The sequence below is a fragment of the Verrucomicrobiota bacterium genome (genome assembly GCA_037139415.1).
GTDB lineage: Bacteria > Verrucomicrobiota > Verrucomicrobiia > Limisphaerales > Fontisphaeraceae > JBAXGN01.
The window spans coordinates 1-17542 of the sequence record JBAXGN010000173.1 but is presented as its reverse complement, the minus strand read 5'-3'; the positions used below and the strand labels follow the sequence as shown (position 1 = coordinate 17542).

Sequence of the window (17542 nt, the reverse complement as noted above, 5' to 3'; positions counted from 1 at the left end):
TCCATGGGCTGGAGAATTTCAAAGTGCTCAAAGGCATCGTGATTGAACCCGGAGCGGCCACCACTGTCAGCGTGCTGGCAGAGCCCGGTCAAATGCGCGACGGTCTTTGCTGGGTGCCGGTGCAACTCGTCAGCCGGGACGGTCAGCGCCAGGTCATGCATGCGCGCGCGGACGTGCTGCTGGCCGAAATCATGCCCGCTGCTCCCGCCAATATCCTGGCTCCTTCCACGCACCGGAACGGCAATGGCGCGGCCACCGTGTATGGCAATGGGCGGTTGTTTCACGGCCCGCATTTCCATGGTATCGAGGCCATGGAGACCTGTTCCGCCACCGACGTGATGGCGCTGGTGAAAAGCGCACCCGCGCCCAAGCATTGGATTCACCACCCCCTGCGCACCAACTGGATGTCCGACCCATTGGCGCTGGATGCCAGCTTCCAGATGATGATTCTTTGGAGTTGGGAGCATCGGCAGGCGGCTTCCCTGCCCTGCGCGCTCAAACGATTCCGCCAGTTTGCCACCGCCTTTCCCAAGGCCGGCAGCCGCGTTAAAATCCAGATTACTTCCGCCGATTCCGCGTTGGTCACCGCCGACATTCATTTCTTTGACCGCCAGGGCGGCCTGCTGGCACTGGCTGAAGGCTATGAATGCGTGGTGGATTCCGCCCTCCAGGAAGCATTCCATCTGAATCATTTATAACTTGAACAGGACTCACGAACACCCGGCCGTGAGCGGTAAACGGGCCTTCACGGAGCCGGTTGCAATTGTGGGAGTCGGGGGAATTTTCCCTGGCGCCCGCAGTTTGGATGTTTTTTGGAATATTATTGCGCGCGGCGAGGATACCAATCGCCCCGTGCCGGAGGGACGGTGGATCCTCAACCCTGCCGAAATCCAACACCCCACCGCTGGCACGCCGGATCGGGTGTACACGGATCGCGGCTGTTTCGTGGAGCCTTTCAAGCTGAAACTCGACGGTCTGCAGCTTCCGCCCGAGTTGGTGGAAACGCTGGACCCGGTTTTTCACCTATTGCTGGAAGCTGGCCGAAGTGCGTTCCAAAGCGCCCGGCTGGAAACAACGAATCGCAGCCGCATCGGCGTCATTCTGGGGAATATCGCATTGCCGACCGACGCTTCCTCGGATTTGTGCGAAGCGTTGCTGCTGCCGGTCGTGAAACCCGCCAGCCAACCGGAAAGTCAGCAACTCTCCAGCCCGTTGAATCGTTATGTGGCGGGTTTGCCCGCCGGGATTTTGGCCAAGGCGCTCGGGCTCAGCGGGGGCAGCTACACGCTGGATGCCGCCTGCGCTTCCTCCTTGTACGCTTTGAAACTGGCCTGCGATGAATTGCTGGCAGGGCGGGCGGATGCCATGTTGACCGGAGGATTATCCCGCCCGGACTCGCTATATACCCAGATGGGATTCTGCCAATTGCACGCCTTATCGCTCAGCGGAAAATGTTCCCCCTTTGATGCCGCTGGCGATGGTTTGATCGTGGGCGAAGGGGCGGGCGTGCTGGTGCTGAAACGCCTGAGTGACGCCCGGCACGACGGGGATCACATCCACGCAGTAATACGCGGCATCGGTTTATCCAACGATCTGGATGGTAATTTATTATCACCCAGTTCGGAGGGGCAATTGCGCGCGCTCCGCAGCGCCTACGAGCAGGCCGGATGGACGCCGGAAATGGTGGACCTCATCGAATGCCATGCCACGGGCACTCCGGTGGGCGACGCGGTGGAATTCGCGAGCCTGAGGCGGCTTTGGGACGGCGGAAAATGGGAGGCCGGGCAATGCACTTTGGGAGCGGTCAAAGCCAACATCGGCCACCTGCTCACAGCAGCGGGCAGCGCCAGCCTGATCAAAGTCCTGCTGGCATTGAAACACGACACCCTGCCAGCCACGGCGAATTTTCACCAGCCAGCAGAGAAGGTTCCGCTCCCGCAAAGTCCGTTCCGGATTTTAAAACAAAGCCTGCCGTGGAAACGCCGTGCCGAGGATGTTCCCCGGCGCGCGGCGGTTAACGGTTTTGGTTTTGGCGGCATCAATGCCCACGTACTCATTGAAGAATGGTTGCCGAAAACACCGCACGTTCAGGCTGCTCCGATTCCCGCGCCCGTGCCGGTGGCAATTGTGGGCATGGCGGCAACGGTGGGGCGCTGGACAAATCTGCGGACGTTCCAGGAGCGCGTGCTGGGCGGTGGAAATGCGGAGCGTCCGGTGACGAGAAAAACCTGGCGCGGCATGGGTGTCGAAGAGCCGGGACATGTTTTTAGTGAGACAGACCGTAATTTCCCTGGCTACTACCTGGATGACCTGGCCATCCCGTTAAATCGCTATCGGATTCCCCCAAAAGAATTGGGCGAATTGCTACCGCAGCAAGCCCTGATGTTGGAAGTAGCCCGGGCCGCTTTGCTGGATGCCAAGTCAGCCAAAACGGAGCCGGCACGCACCGGTGTTTTTGTCGGGCTGGGATTGGATTTGCGCACCACGGATTTCCATTTGCGCTGGGCCATGTTGGAACAAGGCGGAAGCCAAGGAACAAACGGTGCTCCCGAAATACCGCCGCTTACGGCCGACCGCACCTTGGGCTCTCTGGCAGGAATCATCGCCAGCCGCATCGCCAAGGAATTTCATTTTGGCGGCCCCAGCCATACGGTAGCAAGCGAGGATTGCTCGGGGATGCGCGCGTTGGAAATCGCGGTGCGCGCGCTGCAACAGAATGAAGTGGATCAGGCGCTGGCGGGCGCAGTGGAGGTGACCGGGGATTTGCGGGCGCTGCTGGCCACGAACGCAGTGCGGCCCTATTCGCATAGCGGTGCAGCCCGGCCGTTCGATATCAGCGCTGACGGCACGATTCCAGGTGAAGGAGCCGTATCAGTGGTTTTGAAGCGCCTGGCGGACGCCCAGCGCGACGGGGACCGAATTTACGCGGTCGTGCGTGGCATCGGTGCAACCAGCGGAGCAGGCGTCGGGGAGGACGTTTGCGCGCCGGAGGTTTATCGCCAGGCATTGCAACGCGCGTATCAGGAGGCCGAGGTGGACCCTGCCTCGGTGGAATACGTCGAAGCACACGGATCGGGGCGACCGGCGGAAGATCGCAGCGAGATTCAAGCGCTGGCGGCCTTCTTTGGGGCGGAGCAACGCGCCACACCGTGCCGGATAGGCAGTGTCAAGGCGGACGTCGGCCACACTGGGGCGGCATCAGGCCTGGTTTCGGTGGTGAAAACCTGCCTCGCGCTTTACCAGGAGATCATCCCGCCGCTGCGTGAACTGCGGCAGCCGCTGCCGGAACTGGCGAACGCCCGCCATGTGTCCATCCCCACCCTGCCCCAATATTGGGTGCGAAACCGCGCCGCCGGCCCGCGCCGCGCGGGCGTCACATCCTTGAGCATTGACGGCAATTGCATGCACATGGTGTTGGAAGCGGTCGAAACGCATACCTCGGAGCGATCCATCGCTGGGCGGCAACGTCCGCTGGGCGCATATTCTGAAGCATTGTTCACCCTTCAGGGAGAAACGCCGGCAGAGCTGAGCAAATCTTTGGCCAAGCTACGGGAGTACGCCGCCGCACCCGCCACCAATTCTCTCGAATTCCTCGCCCGCCAATGGTGGGTCGGGCAATCCCCCAGCATCCCCCAGCCGCATCGCCTCGCGCTGGTGGCTCAGGATGCCGCGCAATTACTGCGGTTGATCGCTGCCGCCCAGGAGGTCGTTAACGAAACGCGCCAGAGCACCTCTGCCGAGCGTGAGCCTGGCCAGGACCGCGACCGAATTTTTTATTACCCCCCGACAGCGCGGGTTTCGGGAGGCATCGCGTTTGTCTTTCCCGGCAGCGGCAGTCATTTCGCCGAAATGGGCCGCGAGCTGGCCCTGCATTGGCCGGAGATTCTTCGCGCCCAAGACGGTCAGAACCAATTTCTCGCCAGCCAGATGTTTGCGGATCGTTTTTGGAACGCGAACACCGACCGCGCCAGCACGATGGAGCACTGCGAATTAATTTGCGGCCAGGTGGCGCTCGGCACCCTGGTCAGCGACCTGGCGATTTCCTTCGGGCTAAAGCCGGAGGCCGCCATCGGTTACAGCCTTGGCGAATCCACGGCGTTGTTTGCCCTGCGCGCCTGGCAGAACCGCGACGAAATGCTTCAGCGCGTCACCCGTTCCAGCCTGTTCCGCCACGATCTGACCGGCACGACCAATGTTTTGCGCCAAGTCTGGCGGGTGCCGGATTCCCAAGCCGTGGAATGGAAAGCCGGCCTCGTGGATCGTTCGGCGGAAGACGTCCGCGCGGCGATGGCGGGACGCGCGCACCTTTATATTTTGATCGTGAACACGCCGAAGGAATGCGTGATCGGCGGGGATGCCGCCGAGCTGGATCTCCTGGTGAAAAAACTCGGCTGCCATTGGTTCCCGTTTGAAGGCGTGAGCACTGTTCACTGCGAGTTATTGCACCCTGTGGAGCAGGCGTACCGGAATCTGCATTTGTTCGACACCCGTGCGCCTGTCGGAATGCGCTTTTTCAGCGGCGGTTGGGGGCGCGCCTATGTTCCTGATCGCGAGACGGCCGCCGATGCCATCGTGGCGCAAGGGCGCGGCACGATTGATTTTCCGCGCGTGATCGAGGCCGCCTACGACTCCGGCATCCGCATATTTCTGGAGATGGGGCCGGGAAACTCTTGCAGCCGGATGATCAGTCAAATCCTCGATGGTCGTCCGCATGTTGCCCGTTCGCTTTGCGCTTCCCCCTCGGACGCTTTGCTGGGTGTGCTGAGAACGTTGGCTAACGTATTTGCCCACGGCGCGGCAGTGGATTTGCAGCCGCTGTACGGCGGCGCGGGCTGGGAAGAACGATTCGTGACTCTGCCGGACAAGAATGCCCGATGCGTGCGCATCGCAATTACCGGCGCACCGCTAAAATTCATCGCGCCCGCCAATGTACCCGCCGCCAAGATCACCGTTTCGGAATCGCTCGCCGCGAATCCCGCGCCGGTGCCGGCCATGGCGCTCACCCACGCGGCAGATGCACCTGATCCGTTTGAAGTAGAGTTGCTGAAAACAATGACGGACGCCCAGACCGCCACCCTCCAGGCCCACGAGGTGTACCTGGACTTTTCCAAGGCGGTCTTTGACACCCTCTCTCAAAGTGTTCACACGCAACTCAGCGTCATTGCGGCGCTGGCGGCGGGAAATCCGGTCCAAAACAGTGCGCTTCCCCTCAAAGCATCCGTCCCGCCACCCGCCCAAGCGATCGCGCCGCCAGTGGCACTTGACCGCGCGGCCTGCCTTGAGTTCGCGCGCGGCACGGTAGCCAAGGTGCTCGGCGCGGAGTTCGCCCCGGTGGACGCTTTCCCCTCACGGGTGCGGCTGCCGGACGAACCGCTGATGCTGGTGGACCGCATTCTGGAAATCCATGGCGAAGCCCGCTCCATGACGCACGGACGTGTGATCACCGAACATGACATTCTGCCCGGCGCCTGGTATCTCGATTGCGGGCGCATCCCCACGTGCATTGCCGTGGAAGCGGGGCAGGCCGATCTATTCTTATCGGGCTATCTCGGCATTGATTTTGAGACGCGCGGCCTCGCAGTGTACCGGCTGCTGGACGCCCGCGTCTGTTTCCACCGCCCGTTGCCGGGGCCGGGCGCGGTGATTCATTACGACATCCGCATCGAGCGTTTCTTCCGCCAGGCCAGCACCTGGCTGTTCCGTTTTAATTTTGAAGCGACAGTCAATGGCGAACCGCTGTTGACGATGACGGACGGTTGCGCGGGCTTCTTTTCAGCGGCGGAACTCGCCGGCGGGCGCGGCATTGTGCGCACGGCCATGGATCTTCAGGCGATGCCCGGCAAGCGCGCAACGGATTGGCATGAGTTTGTTCCCCTCGGCATCGAAAGCTATTCTGCGGCGCAGTTGGATGCGCTCCGCGCGGGCGATCTCGCCGGATGCTTCGGCCCACAATTCGCCGGACTGCCGCTGCAACACCCCGTGACGCTGCCCACCGGCTTGATGCAATTGGTGCATCGCGTCCCGCTGCTCGATCCGTGTGGCGGTCGCTTCGGGTTGGGCCTCATTCGCGGCGAGGCGGACATCCAGCCAAAGGATTGGTTCCTGACGTGCCATTTCGTGGATGACCGCGTGATGCCCGGCACCTTGATGTTCGAGTGTTGCCTCCACACGTTGCGGGTATATTTGCTTCGCCTGGGTTGGGTGGCTGACGCGGCGGGGCTTGCCCTCGAACCAGTGCCGGGAGTGGTCAGCCAACTGAAGTGCCGCGGCCAGGTTTTGGAGACGACCCGCGTGGTGACCTATGAAGTTTCCGTCAAGGAAATCGGCTACCGCCCCGAACCGTATGTCATTGCCGACGCGCTGATGTACGCCGACGGCAAGCCGATTGTCGAAATCACCAACATGAGCCTGCGCTACGCGGGCGTGACGCTCGAAGTCCTGAAGCAAACCTGGGGGGGAGCGACCTTGCCGCGTCGGCAACGCGCGCTATACGATGCCGACCGCATCCTGGCGTTCGCGGTTGGCAAACCATCCGTGGCCTTCGGCGCGCCGTATGAAATTTTTGACGAACGCCGCCGCATCGCCCGCCTGCCGGGGCCGCCCTACCAATTTCTGGATCGCATCACCGAAGTTCAAGGCGAGCCGTTCAAGATGGTGCCCGGCGGGATTGCCGTAGCGGAGTACGATGTTCCATCGGACGCCTGGTACTTCGCGGAAAATCGCCAGGGCGACATGCCTTTCGCCGTGCTCCTCGAAATTGCGCTGCAACCCTGCGGCTGGCTCGCCGCGTATGTCGGCTCGGCGCTCACCAGCGACGTGGACCTCTCCTTCCGCAACCTCGGCGGCACGGGAATTCAGCACGCGCCGGTCTTCCCCGGTATCGGCACGCTCACCACCCGCGTCAAGCTCACCCGCGTATCCAGTTCGGCGGGCATGATCATCCAATGGTTTGACTTTGAAGTCCGCGCGGGCGGCCTCCCCGTGTACCAGGGCGACACCTATTTCGGCTTTTTCCCGCAGGCGGCCCTCGCGCATCAGGAAGGGATTCACAATGCGCAGCGCTACGTCCCGAGTCCGGACGAATTGGCCCGCCGCCAGACCCTGCCCTACCCGGCGCAGCCGCCGTATCCCGGCATCCAGCTTCGCATGGTGGATGAGATCGAGTCGTATATCCCGGATGGCGGTCCAAAACAGTTGGGATTCCTTCGCGGCATCAAAAAGGTGAATCCCGAGGAATGGTTTTTCAAAGCGCACTTCTTCCAAGACCCGGTCGTACCCGGTTCGCTCGGTCTGGAGTCCTTTCTGCAACTCCTGAAGTTCGCCGCTGTGCAACGTTGGGGCGACCTTCCCGGCGGGCGTTGGGAAACGGTGGCCGTCGGGGCCAGACATGAATGGATTTATCGCGGGCAAATCATCCCCCCGGACAACCTCGTGACTATTGAGGCCGTCATCACGGAAGTGAACGACGCTGAACGCTCACTCAAGGCCGACGGTTTCCTCTCCGTGGATGGCCGCGTCATTTACGGCATGAAAGAGTTCACCCTCCGCGCCCGGCCGGGCACGGGCAACCCCGGTTGATGGACGGCTATGCCTGTGAACTATAAACGCGTTTATCTCACCGCCCTTGGCTACGAACTGGGGCCGGTGGTTGTTTCATCCGCCGAACTGGAGGACCGTCTCGCGCCCGTCTATGCCCGCCTGAATTTGCAGCCCGGGCAATTGGAAGCCTGGACCGGCATCCGCGAGCGCCGCTGGTGGCAACCGGGTTCCGCTCTCTCCGCCGGGGCACTCGCCGCCGCCCGCAAGGCGCTGCTCAAGACTTCGGTCTCCCCCGCCGACCTCGGGGTGGTTGTCTATGCCGGCGTTTGCCGCGAGAACTTCGAGCCCGCAACCGCCTGCGCCGTTGCGGACGGCCTCGGCGTGCGCGGTGCCGCCTGGGTGTACGATCTCAGCAACGCCTGCCTCGGCGTGCTCAACGGCATGATCGAAGTGGCGAACCGGATTGAACTCGGGCAAATCCGCGCCGGGCTCGTTGTCTCTTGCGAGAGTGCCCGCGAGATCAATGAACTCGTCCTCGCGCGGCTCCTGCACGGCGGTGGCATGGATGAATTCGCTCAGGCGCTCGCCACCTTCACCGGTGGCTCCGGCGCGGTCGCCATGCTGCTGACCGATGGTTCCTTTCCGGGACTTCCCGGCCATCGCCTGCTCGGCGCAACCTCCGAAGTCGCACCCGAACACCATCGCCTCTGCCGTTGGGGCTTGCAACCCGCCGGTGGCGACCACCAGGAACAATTCATGCGCACCGATTCCGTCGCCGTCCTCAAATATGGCGTCCAACTCGGCCAGCGCACCTGGGATAACTTTCTCCATGAAATGCAGTGGACTTCGGGGGACGTGGACCGCGTCATCTGCCACCAGGTCGGGCACGGCCATCAGGACGCCATCTTGAAGGCGCTGGGACTGCCCCGCGAAAAAGATTACACCACCTTCCGATTTCTGGGCAACATGGGCACGGCGGCGCTGCCCACCACCGCCGCAATTGCCGAGGAACGCCGCGTCCTCCACCCCGGCGAGCGCACCGCGTTCCTGGGGATTGGCAGCGGCTTGAATTGCTTGATGCTGGGGCTGCTTTGGTAACAATTATGGCACACTTTCGCAAAGATCTTTATCCTTTTGTCGGCTCGTACCTGAACCTCGACGGCCTCGCGCTCCATTACCTCGACGAGGGGCGGGGCGACCCCGTCATCATGCTCCACGGCAACCCTACGTGGTCCTTTTACTACCGCAATCTCATCCTCGGCTTGCGCGCCCAGCACCGCGTCATCGTCCCGGACCACATCGGCTGCGGCTTTTCGGATAAGCCGGGCGATCACCGTTACGAATACTCCCTGGATCGCCGCGCCAAAGACCTCGAAGCGCTCATCAATCACTTGAATATTTCCGGTCGCATCACCCTCGTCATGCACGATTGGGGCGGGATGATCGGCATGACCTACGCGGCACGTTTCCCCGAACGCATCGGTAAATTGGTACTCTTGAATACCGCCGCCTTTCACCTGCCCGCAACCGCCAAACTGCCGCCCTCGCTCTGGCTCTGCCGCAATACGCCCATGGATGATTTCCTCATCCGGCGCACCGGCCTCTTTGTGCGCCTGGTGACCCGCTGGGGCTGCACCCGTTCCCTCCCCCGGCGCGTCCGCGATGCCTACCTCAGCCCGTGCGACACCGCCGAAAACCGTCTCGGCCACCTACGCTTTGTCCAGGACATCCCGCTCCGGCCCGGCGACGCCAGCTACGACCTCGTGAGCGACGTCCAGAAGAAACTCACCGGCTTTCAAAAGACCCCCACCCTGATTCTGTGGGGCATGAAAGATTTTGTCTTCAACCGCCACTTTCTGGCGACCTGGGAACAACTCCTCCCAAACGCGCAAGTCCACCGTTTCCCCAATGCTGGCCACCTCCTGCTCGAAGATGCCGGCGAAGAAACGCTGCCCATTATTCAGAAGTTCCTCGCCCGATAAGATGGCACGATGAAATGAGCGATTCTGAAGCTGGCCAATCGTAAAAACCCTGCTATAAATGACGGGGTGAACGTTCGGTATATAAATCAGATGGCTGGCAGATGGCTGTTGGCGGTCCTGTTGCTGATGGGCGCGCCTTGGTTGCCCGCTTGTTCGACACCTGTGTTCCGCTACGCGCTGGAACGCTGGACTCCTTCGCTATACGAGGTGATTGTTTTCCATCGCGGTCCGCTCAAGACCAATGAGCAAACCCTGGTGCACGCCTTGCAGGATGCCAGCGTCGAGGGCAGCGGGTTAGCGAATTACACCGTGACCGTGGCGGACTTGGCGGCCAGCCCGCGTGAAGCACTCACCCAGCTTTGGGAGAAACAGACCAATGCCCCGCTGCCTTGGGTGGTGGTGCGGTACCCCATCAATTCCCTGGAAATTCCCAGCGCCTGGGTGGGACCGCTAACCGCACAAAACATTCTACTCCTGGCGGAGTCGCCCGTGCGACGCGAACTGGCCACTCGGCTCGGAAAGGGAGACGCGCTCGTGTGGCTGTTGCTCGAATCAGGAAATCGCGCGAACGATGATGCGCTTGGCAAGAAATTGGGTGGCTTGCTCGAACAAACGCCCGGCAGAGTCGAATTCCCCGCCGATCCCTCCGGCGACGAGAGCAATACGGTCAAAATGACCTTGTCCTTTCCGGTGTTGCGCGTTCCTCGGGAATCGGTGCCTGAGTCCATATTCAGTTCCATTTTGCAGAATCCCGATCCGGAACTCAGCGCGAGGAAAGAGCCCGTAATCCTCCCGGTGTTTGGGCGCGGGCGCGCTTTGGCGGCGATTCCGGCATCCCAAATCAGCCTGGACGTGGTGCGTTCCGCGACCAGTTACCTCCTCGGCGCTTGTTCCTGCGAGGTCAAGGAGCAAAATCCCGGTTTTGATTTGCTGCTGGCGGTGGATTGGGAAGGCCTGCTGGAGGGCAAACGCCTGAGTGACGGTCCGCCTCCGGGATTGATTTCCCTCGCGTCGCTGATGCCAACCAATCGCCCAACCACAACAATACCGACCACGACTAATCTCAACGCCGCCCAAGACGCGCAAGGGGCGGGTTCACTGTATCACAGTGTGATCTATTCGTTGCTGGCTGGCCTGGTATTGGTAATCGCCGCCTCCTGGTATTTCATGCGAAAGTAGCCATTATGAACATGATCCGCCTGATCCTGCGCGAACTGTGCTTCCGTAAACTGAATTTTTTTCTGGGCGTGCTGGGGATCGCCGCCGCCGTGGGCTGCCTGGTCGCGGAATTGACTTTGCTTCGCAAACACGATCTGACCACCGAAAAAATCCTCGCCGCCAAACAGGTGGAAACCGAAGCCATGCTGGACAAGTTGGAGGATGATTACCGGAAAATCACGCTCAAGCTGGGTTTTAATATCCTGATTCTGCCGAAGGAACAAAGTTTGCAAGACCTGTATGACGAGGATAAAACCTCGCAACTCCTGCCGGAGGCGTACGCGGACAAACTCGCCAAGAGCCGCGTCGCCACCATCAATCATGTGCTGCCGACCCTGACGCGAAAAGTGAAGTGGCCGGAGCGTCAGCGCAAAGTGGTGCTCATGGGAGTCAAAGGCGAGGTATTCATTCAATCCGCCAAACAGAAGCCGTTGCTGGAAGCCGTGCCGCCGGGACATCTGGTGGCCGGGTATGAGCTGCATCAAAGCCTGGGACTTGCGGTGGGGCAAACAATCACCTTCATGGGGCGCCCATTTACGGTAAGCAAATTGCTGGAGGAAAAAGGGAACGCCGATGACATCACGCTGTGGATCAACTTGAACGAGGCGCAGGAGTTATTGCAATGCCCGGGGCGCATCAATGCCATCCTGGCTTTGGAATGCAATTGCTCGGCAGATCGCCTGGCAAAAATCCGGGCGGAGATCACCAACTTATTGCCGGATACCAAGGTCGTGGAATTTGCATCGCAGGCGCTGGCGCGGGCGGAGGCACGCAACCGGGCCGGAGAACAAGCCGCGCTGACACTGCAACATGAGCAGGCCAACCGTGCCGCGCTGCGGGCGCAACGGGAATCGTTTGCCGCCATCCTGGTGCCCACCGCCTTGGTGGCAGCGGGGTTATGGATTGCCCTGTTGACCATCGCCAACGTGCGGGATCGCCGTCCGGAAATCGGCGTATTGCGCGCCATCGGCGTGCAGTCATGGCAAATCCTGGGCATCTTCATCGGCAAAGCTGTGCTGTCGGGACTCGTCGGCGCCGTGGCGGGCGCCGGATTGGGGTTGGTGGCGGGTGCCTATTGGCAGGAGCGTCCTACGCCGGAATTATGGAGCGCATTGATGACCCCGCAGTTATTTCTCGCCGCGCTGGTGGTGGCGCCGCTGCTGGCGGTGATGGCCAGTTGGTTGCCGGCCCTGCTGGCAGCCCGGCAGGATCCGGCGGTGGTGTTGCAGGATCGTTGAAGCTTCAACCCGCCCCACCTTTTGAAACGTCCAGACAGGAACCACACCCGCGCCTGCGATCATGCCCCGCTGGTCGTGTTTGATCAGGCCACCTTGCAGGTTGAGGAATGCCCGGTATTCATGCGCACCAACTGGACCATGCATCGCGATGAGCAATGGGCGATTCTGGGGCCCAACGGTTCCGGCAAGGCGCTGCTGGTTCAAGCGATCCTGGGCCGGCAGCGTCCGATCACCGGTGAGATTCATGGTCACTTTTATGGTTCGGATGGTTCCGCGCAAGACCTTCAGGATGCGGTGGGCTGCATCTCCGCCCAGACCCAGCGCGAGCTGATCTGCCGCGAGAGCACCTATTACCAATCCCGCTGGTACAGCGGCATCGAGGAGGGGAAAAATATCGTCGCCCAGTATTTGAGCCAGGAATGGGTGGAGGACATCAATCCCTTTGAAGTCGGCGCCCGGCGCTCTTCGCCCGCCAACTTTGTCCGGCAACGCCGCCGGTTGACCGAGGCGTTGGGCATCACCGATCTGCTGCGGCGCAAAGTGCTGCACCTCTCCAACGGGGAACAGCGCAAAGTGCTGCTGGTCCACACCCTGTTGCGCGCGCCACAACTGCTGATTTTGGATGATCCCTACGCCGGGCTGGATATCCGGTCCCGGTCGCGCCTGCGCAAGCTGCTGCAGGCTTTGGCGACAGCGGGACTGCCCATGCTTTTCATTGCGCATCGCTTGGATGAACTCCCGCCTTTCGTCACCCATCTGCTGGTGACGCGCGACCATCAAATCATCGCCCAAGGCACCAAAGCGGAAGTGTTGCGCAAATTGCCCAAGGATGCTTTTGCCGGCGAATCGGTATCGGGACATCAGCGGACGGTTCGCCCGGCCGGTCCCTCACTGCCCCGGTATAAGACGCTGGTGCGGATGCGCGAGGTGAACATTGGCGTCGGGCGCCGGCGCATTTTGAAAAACATTCATTGGACCGTCTCCGCCGGGGAGAACTGGGCCATCCTGGGCCCCAATGGCTCCGGCAAGACCACGCTGCTGAACCTCATCCAGGGGGATCATCCCCAGGTGTACGCGCTGGACCTCTGCCTCTTTGACCAACCGCTGACGACCACCCAGATCCTCTGGCGGCTGCGCCAGCAGATCGGCTTTGTCTCTCCGGAGCTGCATCAGCATTACCCGCTGGAATGGTCCTGCCTCGAGGTGGTCTGCTCGGGGTTCTTCGGCACGCTGGGGTTGTTTCAGCCGTGCACGCGCCGGCAAAAATCGGCAGCCATGGATTGGCTGGCGGAATTCGGCCTGGCGGCGATGGCCCACCGGACATTGGGCGACTTGGCCGTTGGTCATCAGCGCCTGGTGCTGATCGCCCGCGCCATGGTGAAGCACCCGCCGCTATTAATCCTCGATGAACCATGCCAGGGCCTGGATGGCCGGCATCGCCACACCATCCTGGCGGCGGTGGATCGCGTGGTGGCCCAAACCGGCACGCACCTGCTGTTTGTGACCCATCATCCCCGGGAAATGCCCGTTTGCATTACCCATGTGCTCCACTTGCAAGCGGGCGTCGCTTCGGCCCGCCCCAGGGATTGGGCCTGACCATTGCCGTTCGCCGCCGGGCGCACCGTGTTCGTGCTGGGGCGCAACCCGGTGGGCACCCACCCCAAAGCGTATGAGGAGCATTCCCGGCAGTCGGCGCGGCAAGATTCGGAGGAGGTGTTTCAAACCCGGTGATTCAAATACGGAATGCGGAGTGCGTGACAAACGTTGCATAGGTTGTCACACTTTGCGGATGAACATCTTGATTCGTTTTGGTTTGGCGCTCGTCTGCTGGGCGATGGCGGGGACGGTTTATGCCTTTCATGGACATAAGGTGACCGAGGGGCCGCTGACGCTGGTCATTGCGCCCATTGAAACGGTGACGAACCGTCAAGCCCCACAGAGCGTGCAGGTCAGCCTGAACAACACGGGCGATCAGGCGCTGTCCGTGAAGGTTGAATTGAAAGAGCTGGTTGACGGTTGCCAGCCCATAGGCAATGCCGCGCAGACCGTGACGATCCCCGCGCGCGGCAAAGCGGATGCCCGCTTCCAATTCGTCATGGGCAAGGACACTTACTCTGCCCATTACCCGGCGCATGTCTATGCGCAGTTCAATCAGGGCGGCACATCCATTACCGCGCATGCCGTGCAAATCTTTGAGTGCGACTTTCCGGAAGCCGCTGCAAGCGCTGCTCCAGTTGCCGTCCCGGTGCCCGCCGTCGGGGCTTTACCGCTTACATCGGTGAAGACCCACCAGGTGATCTGGAATTACTTCGACAAGCCGGAAGTCCAAATGCCCGTAGGCTGGCAGGGCACCGATCCGAAGTCCGCCGCCAATTTCGGTCGGGCACCGATGACGCGCGGGGAAACCCGCTCCGCCTTGAACATGCACCCGCCCTATCGTGGCGGCGCAGGTACGGTATTTGCGGAATACCGGCTGCAACTGCCCGCCGCTGCCGCGCTCAAGCTGATGTTTTACAATGCCATTCGCGACAGTGCCCCCAAGGAGCCGGTCAGCGATGGCGTCACGTTCCGCGTCTGGGTCAACCGGCAAATGTTGTTTGAGCATCATACCACCGCGAAAGTCTGGCAGCCGGGCGAGGTGGACCTGGGCAAGTTCGCCGGGCAGGAAATCACGCTCCGGCTGGAAAGCCATCCCGGACCGAAAAAGAACACCACCTGCGATTCCTCGTATTGGGGTGATCCCACGATCGTGGCCGGAGCGCCGCCGAAGCTGCTGACGGAAGCGGAAAAGCAATCCCTCGTGGAGAACGTCCGGCGCGCGGCGCTGGCGGGCAAGTCGGCGGATCGCGCGGTGCGCGTGTTCGAGTTGGACGGCGGCGCGCGAGCGGCCGTGGCGCTGGGACCGAACGGCCTGGCGGATGGCGCGGTGGCGTTTGCTGATCATGGCAAAGCGGTAGTCTATGACGGTCTGCAACTGTTCATCATGAGCCAGCGGGTGGGCGCGTGGCCCTCGGGCGTGGTGGTGGAAAAGGTTGAAGCCAAAGATGCCGGCAGCCAATGGCGCGTCGAGCATCAACTGGTGATGGCGAACAAACGGTTCCCGCTGTACGCGGACATCTGGCGCGAAGGCGCCGGTCTGCGCATCAAGATCAGTTCGCCGGAGCGGATCACCGATCTCGCTTTCGCCAACGCCGATCAAAAGGCCGCCAAGGTTTATTACGGGCACGGCTATTGCATTGCGAATCCCAACGCCTTCAAGGCGAGCGGCGGCGGGCACAACCTGGCCACCAGCCACGTGGGCATGGACTTTGAAAACGGCCTCTCGCTCCTGATGGCCAGCGAGGTCTTTCCGGAAAACTTCCAAGTGGATCCCGCCACCCGCCATTACTCCATCCACACCCATCCCGGCACGACGTTCACCCTCGTGCCCGGCACGCGGGGCATGTTCGATTGCGCCGCGAAGTATCGCCCGCTCTTTGACAAAAAGCCCGCCGATGGCGTGGCCGCGAAGGCCGGGCGCTTGGTCTATGATTACTGGGGCGGCAAATACGCGGACGACGCGGCGCGCATGCAGGAGGCGTATCAATACGGCGTCACCAACGCGCTGCTGATCATGCACGTCTGGCAACGCTGGGGCTACGATTACCGCCTGCCCGACATCTACCCGCCCCTGCCCTCGCTGGGCACCCTGGCCGACATGCAGGAACTCGGCCGCACCTGCGATGCGCGCGGCATCCGCTGGGGCCTGCATGACAACTATATTGATTTCTATCCGGACGCCACCGGCTTCAGCTACGACCACATCACCTTCACCGAGCAAGGCCGCCCGCGCAAAGCCTGGCTCAATGAAGGCGTGGAAGCCCAGAGCTACCAGTTCCGCCCTGATCACATCCTGCCGTTCGTGAAGCGCAACCTCGCGCTCATCCAGTCCGGCCTGCAACCCACCGCCAACTTCGTGGACGTCTTCACCTCGGCGAACAGCTTCGATTACTACGATCGCCAGGGGCAATTCCATTCGCGCTCCGAGACCCGCCAATGCTGGGGCGAAGCCTTTGCCACCATCCGCGAGACCTTCGGCAACCACGCGCCCACCACCTCCGAGGCGGGCAGCGACCACCTCATCGGCTACCTGGACGGCGCGGATTGCCAATGGCTTGAGCTGAGCACCAAATCCAAGCCCTTCCACAACGTCGCCACCGGTTCGGATTGGGAACGCGTCCCCTGGTTCGACGCCGTCAACCACACCCGCTTCAGCCTGCATGGCGTCGGCTATTCAAGCCGTTACCAGGGCGATCACTCCCGCTTCCTGCACGGCATTGACAGCGATGATTACCTCAGCGCGGAAGTCCTTTCCGGCCACGCCCTCATGGTGGACCTGGGCTCCGGCGTGCGCGGCGCCGTGCGCAAATACTGGCTGGCGCAGGAATTCATCGAGCGGGTGGCCGCCGATGAAATCACCAGCGTGAAATTCGCCGGGGACGACCTGCACCGCCAGATCGTGCGCTGGCAATCCGGCGCCGTGGCGCACGTGAACCGGGGCCAGGCGGATTGGTCCGTGGCGGGCCATGTGCTGCCCCGATACGGGTTCCACGTGAAGCACGCCGGCGGCGAGGCCGCCCTGGAACGCCTGCAAGGCGCGGTCGTGGAATGGTCGCGCGGCCGGCAGGGCCTGTACGTCAACGGGCGCGGCTTCCATCCCGATGCCCCGCTCGCGGTGCTGCCCGGCGCGGAACGGGTCGAGTACCTGGGCGACCGCAAATTCCGCTTCGTCGCCAATTGGGAAATCAAGCAGCCCATGGAAAAGGATTTCAGCGTCATGTACAACTTCACCACGCCCCGGCCCGGACGGCGCGCGGAATACGTAGTCAGTGGCGGCGGCAAGCCGGCCATCCCCACCTCCAAATGGGCGGGCCGCGCCACCACGGGCGAGAGTTGGACCCTCACCATTCCGCCGGAATTCCCCGCCGGCACCTACGCGGCGCTCGTGGGGCTGTATGATTCTGCCGCCGGAAAACGCCGGTCGCGCATGCTGGGCGATGAAGATGGCAACAAACGCTACCGCATCGGCAACCTGATCTTTGAAGGCAGCAAGACCAACATCACCAACGTGCGCCTGGAGAAGCTCGAATCCGTCGAAGGCCTCCTGGCCCTGAACGAGAGCAACAAAACCGCGACCGACTTCGGCTTCGCCAAAACCGCCGGGGCCTTCCGTTGCCAGGCGCAGGGCAACACCGCGCAACTCGTGCCCTTGAACGCCGCCGCGCCCTTCAAATTCAGCCTGCGACCCGCGCTCCTGTTTGGCCGCGCCGTCACCATCAGCCGCGTGGAAGCCGTGGACGCCACCGGCAAAACCCTGCGGCCAATCACCTTTACCAGCGCCAAAGGCGAACTGGCCTTTGAAACCGCCGCCGGAGACTTCGGCTATCGTGTAACCGCGCAGCCGTAGAGCGGGAGTAGTCATGTTGATATCCGGTCTGGACAAGACCTTGTCCGGCTTGGACAAGACCTTGTCGGAGGTTTAGATATTTTCGTGTAAGTGGTCAAAGATAGCTGAGAGGATAAGAA

Annotated in this window: 8 protein-coding genes; all 8 read left to right on the top strand. The window is 61.9% G+C overall.

What is annotated here, in order from left to right:
- The coding region (locus WCO56_23370) for a polyketide synthase dehydratase domain-containing protein (protein ID MEI7732531.1) at positions 1-698 on the top strand (698 nt) is incomplete at its 5' end.
- A 1-nt stretch (position 699) separates the two neighbouring features.
- Positions 700-7578: a beta-ketoacyl synthase N-terminal-like domain-containing protein gene (locus WCO56_23365; protein ID MEI7732530.1), complete on the top strand. Its 6879-nt coding sequence runs from the start codon at positions 700-702 to the stop codon at positions 7576-7578.
- 15 nt (positions 7579-7593) lie between these two features.
- Positions 7594-8637 (top strand): 3-oxoacyl-ACP synthase III, encoded by a 1044-nt coding sequence (locus WCO56_23360; protein ID MEI7732529.1) that lies wholly within the window; start codon positions 7594-7596, stop codon positions 8635-8637.
- A 5-nt stretch (positions 8638-8642) separates the two neighbouring features.
- The gene (locus WCO56_23355) at positions 8643-9521 is read left to right on the top strand and encodes an alpha/beta fold hydrolase (GenBank protein MEI7732528.1); all 879 of its coding nucleotides are present in this window, start codon (positions 8643-8645) and stop codon (positions 9519-9521) included.
- 90 nt (positions 9522-9611) lie between these two features.
- Positions 9612-10700: a hypothetical protein gene (locus WCO56_23350; GenBank protein ID MEI7732527.1), complete on the top strand. Its 1089-nt coding sequence runs from the start codon at positions 9612-9614 to the stop codon at positions 10698-10700.
- Between the two features lie 5 nt (positions 10701-10705).
- Positions 10706-11977, top strand: coding sequence for an FtsX-like permease family protein (locus WCO56_23345; GenBank protein ID MEI7732526.1), 1272 nt, complete (start codon positions 10706-10708; stop codon positions 11975-11977).
- 21 nt (positions 11978-11998) lie between these two features.
- Complete coding sequence (locus WCO56_23340; protein MEI7732525.1) at positions 11999-13573, top strand: ATP-binding cassette domain-containing protein; 1575 nt, start codon at positions 11999-12001, stop codon at positions 13571-13573.
- A 193-nt stretch (positions 13574-13766) separates the two neighbouring features.
- A complete protein-coding gene (locus WCO56_23335) occupies positions 13767-17423 on the top strand; it encodes a DUF5696 domain-containing protein (protein ID MEI7732524.1) in 3657 nt (1218 codons plus the stop codon).
- The last annotated feature ends 119 nt before the right edge of the window (positions 17424-17542 follow it).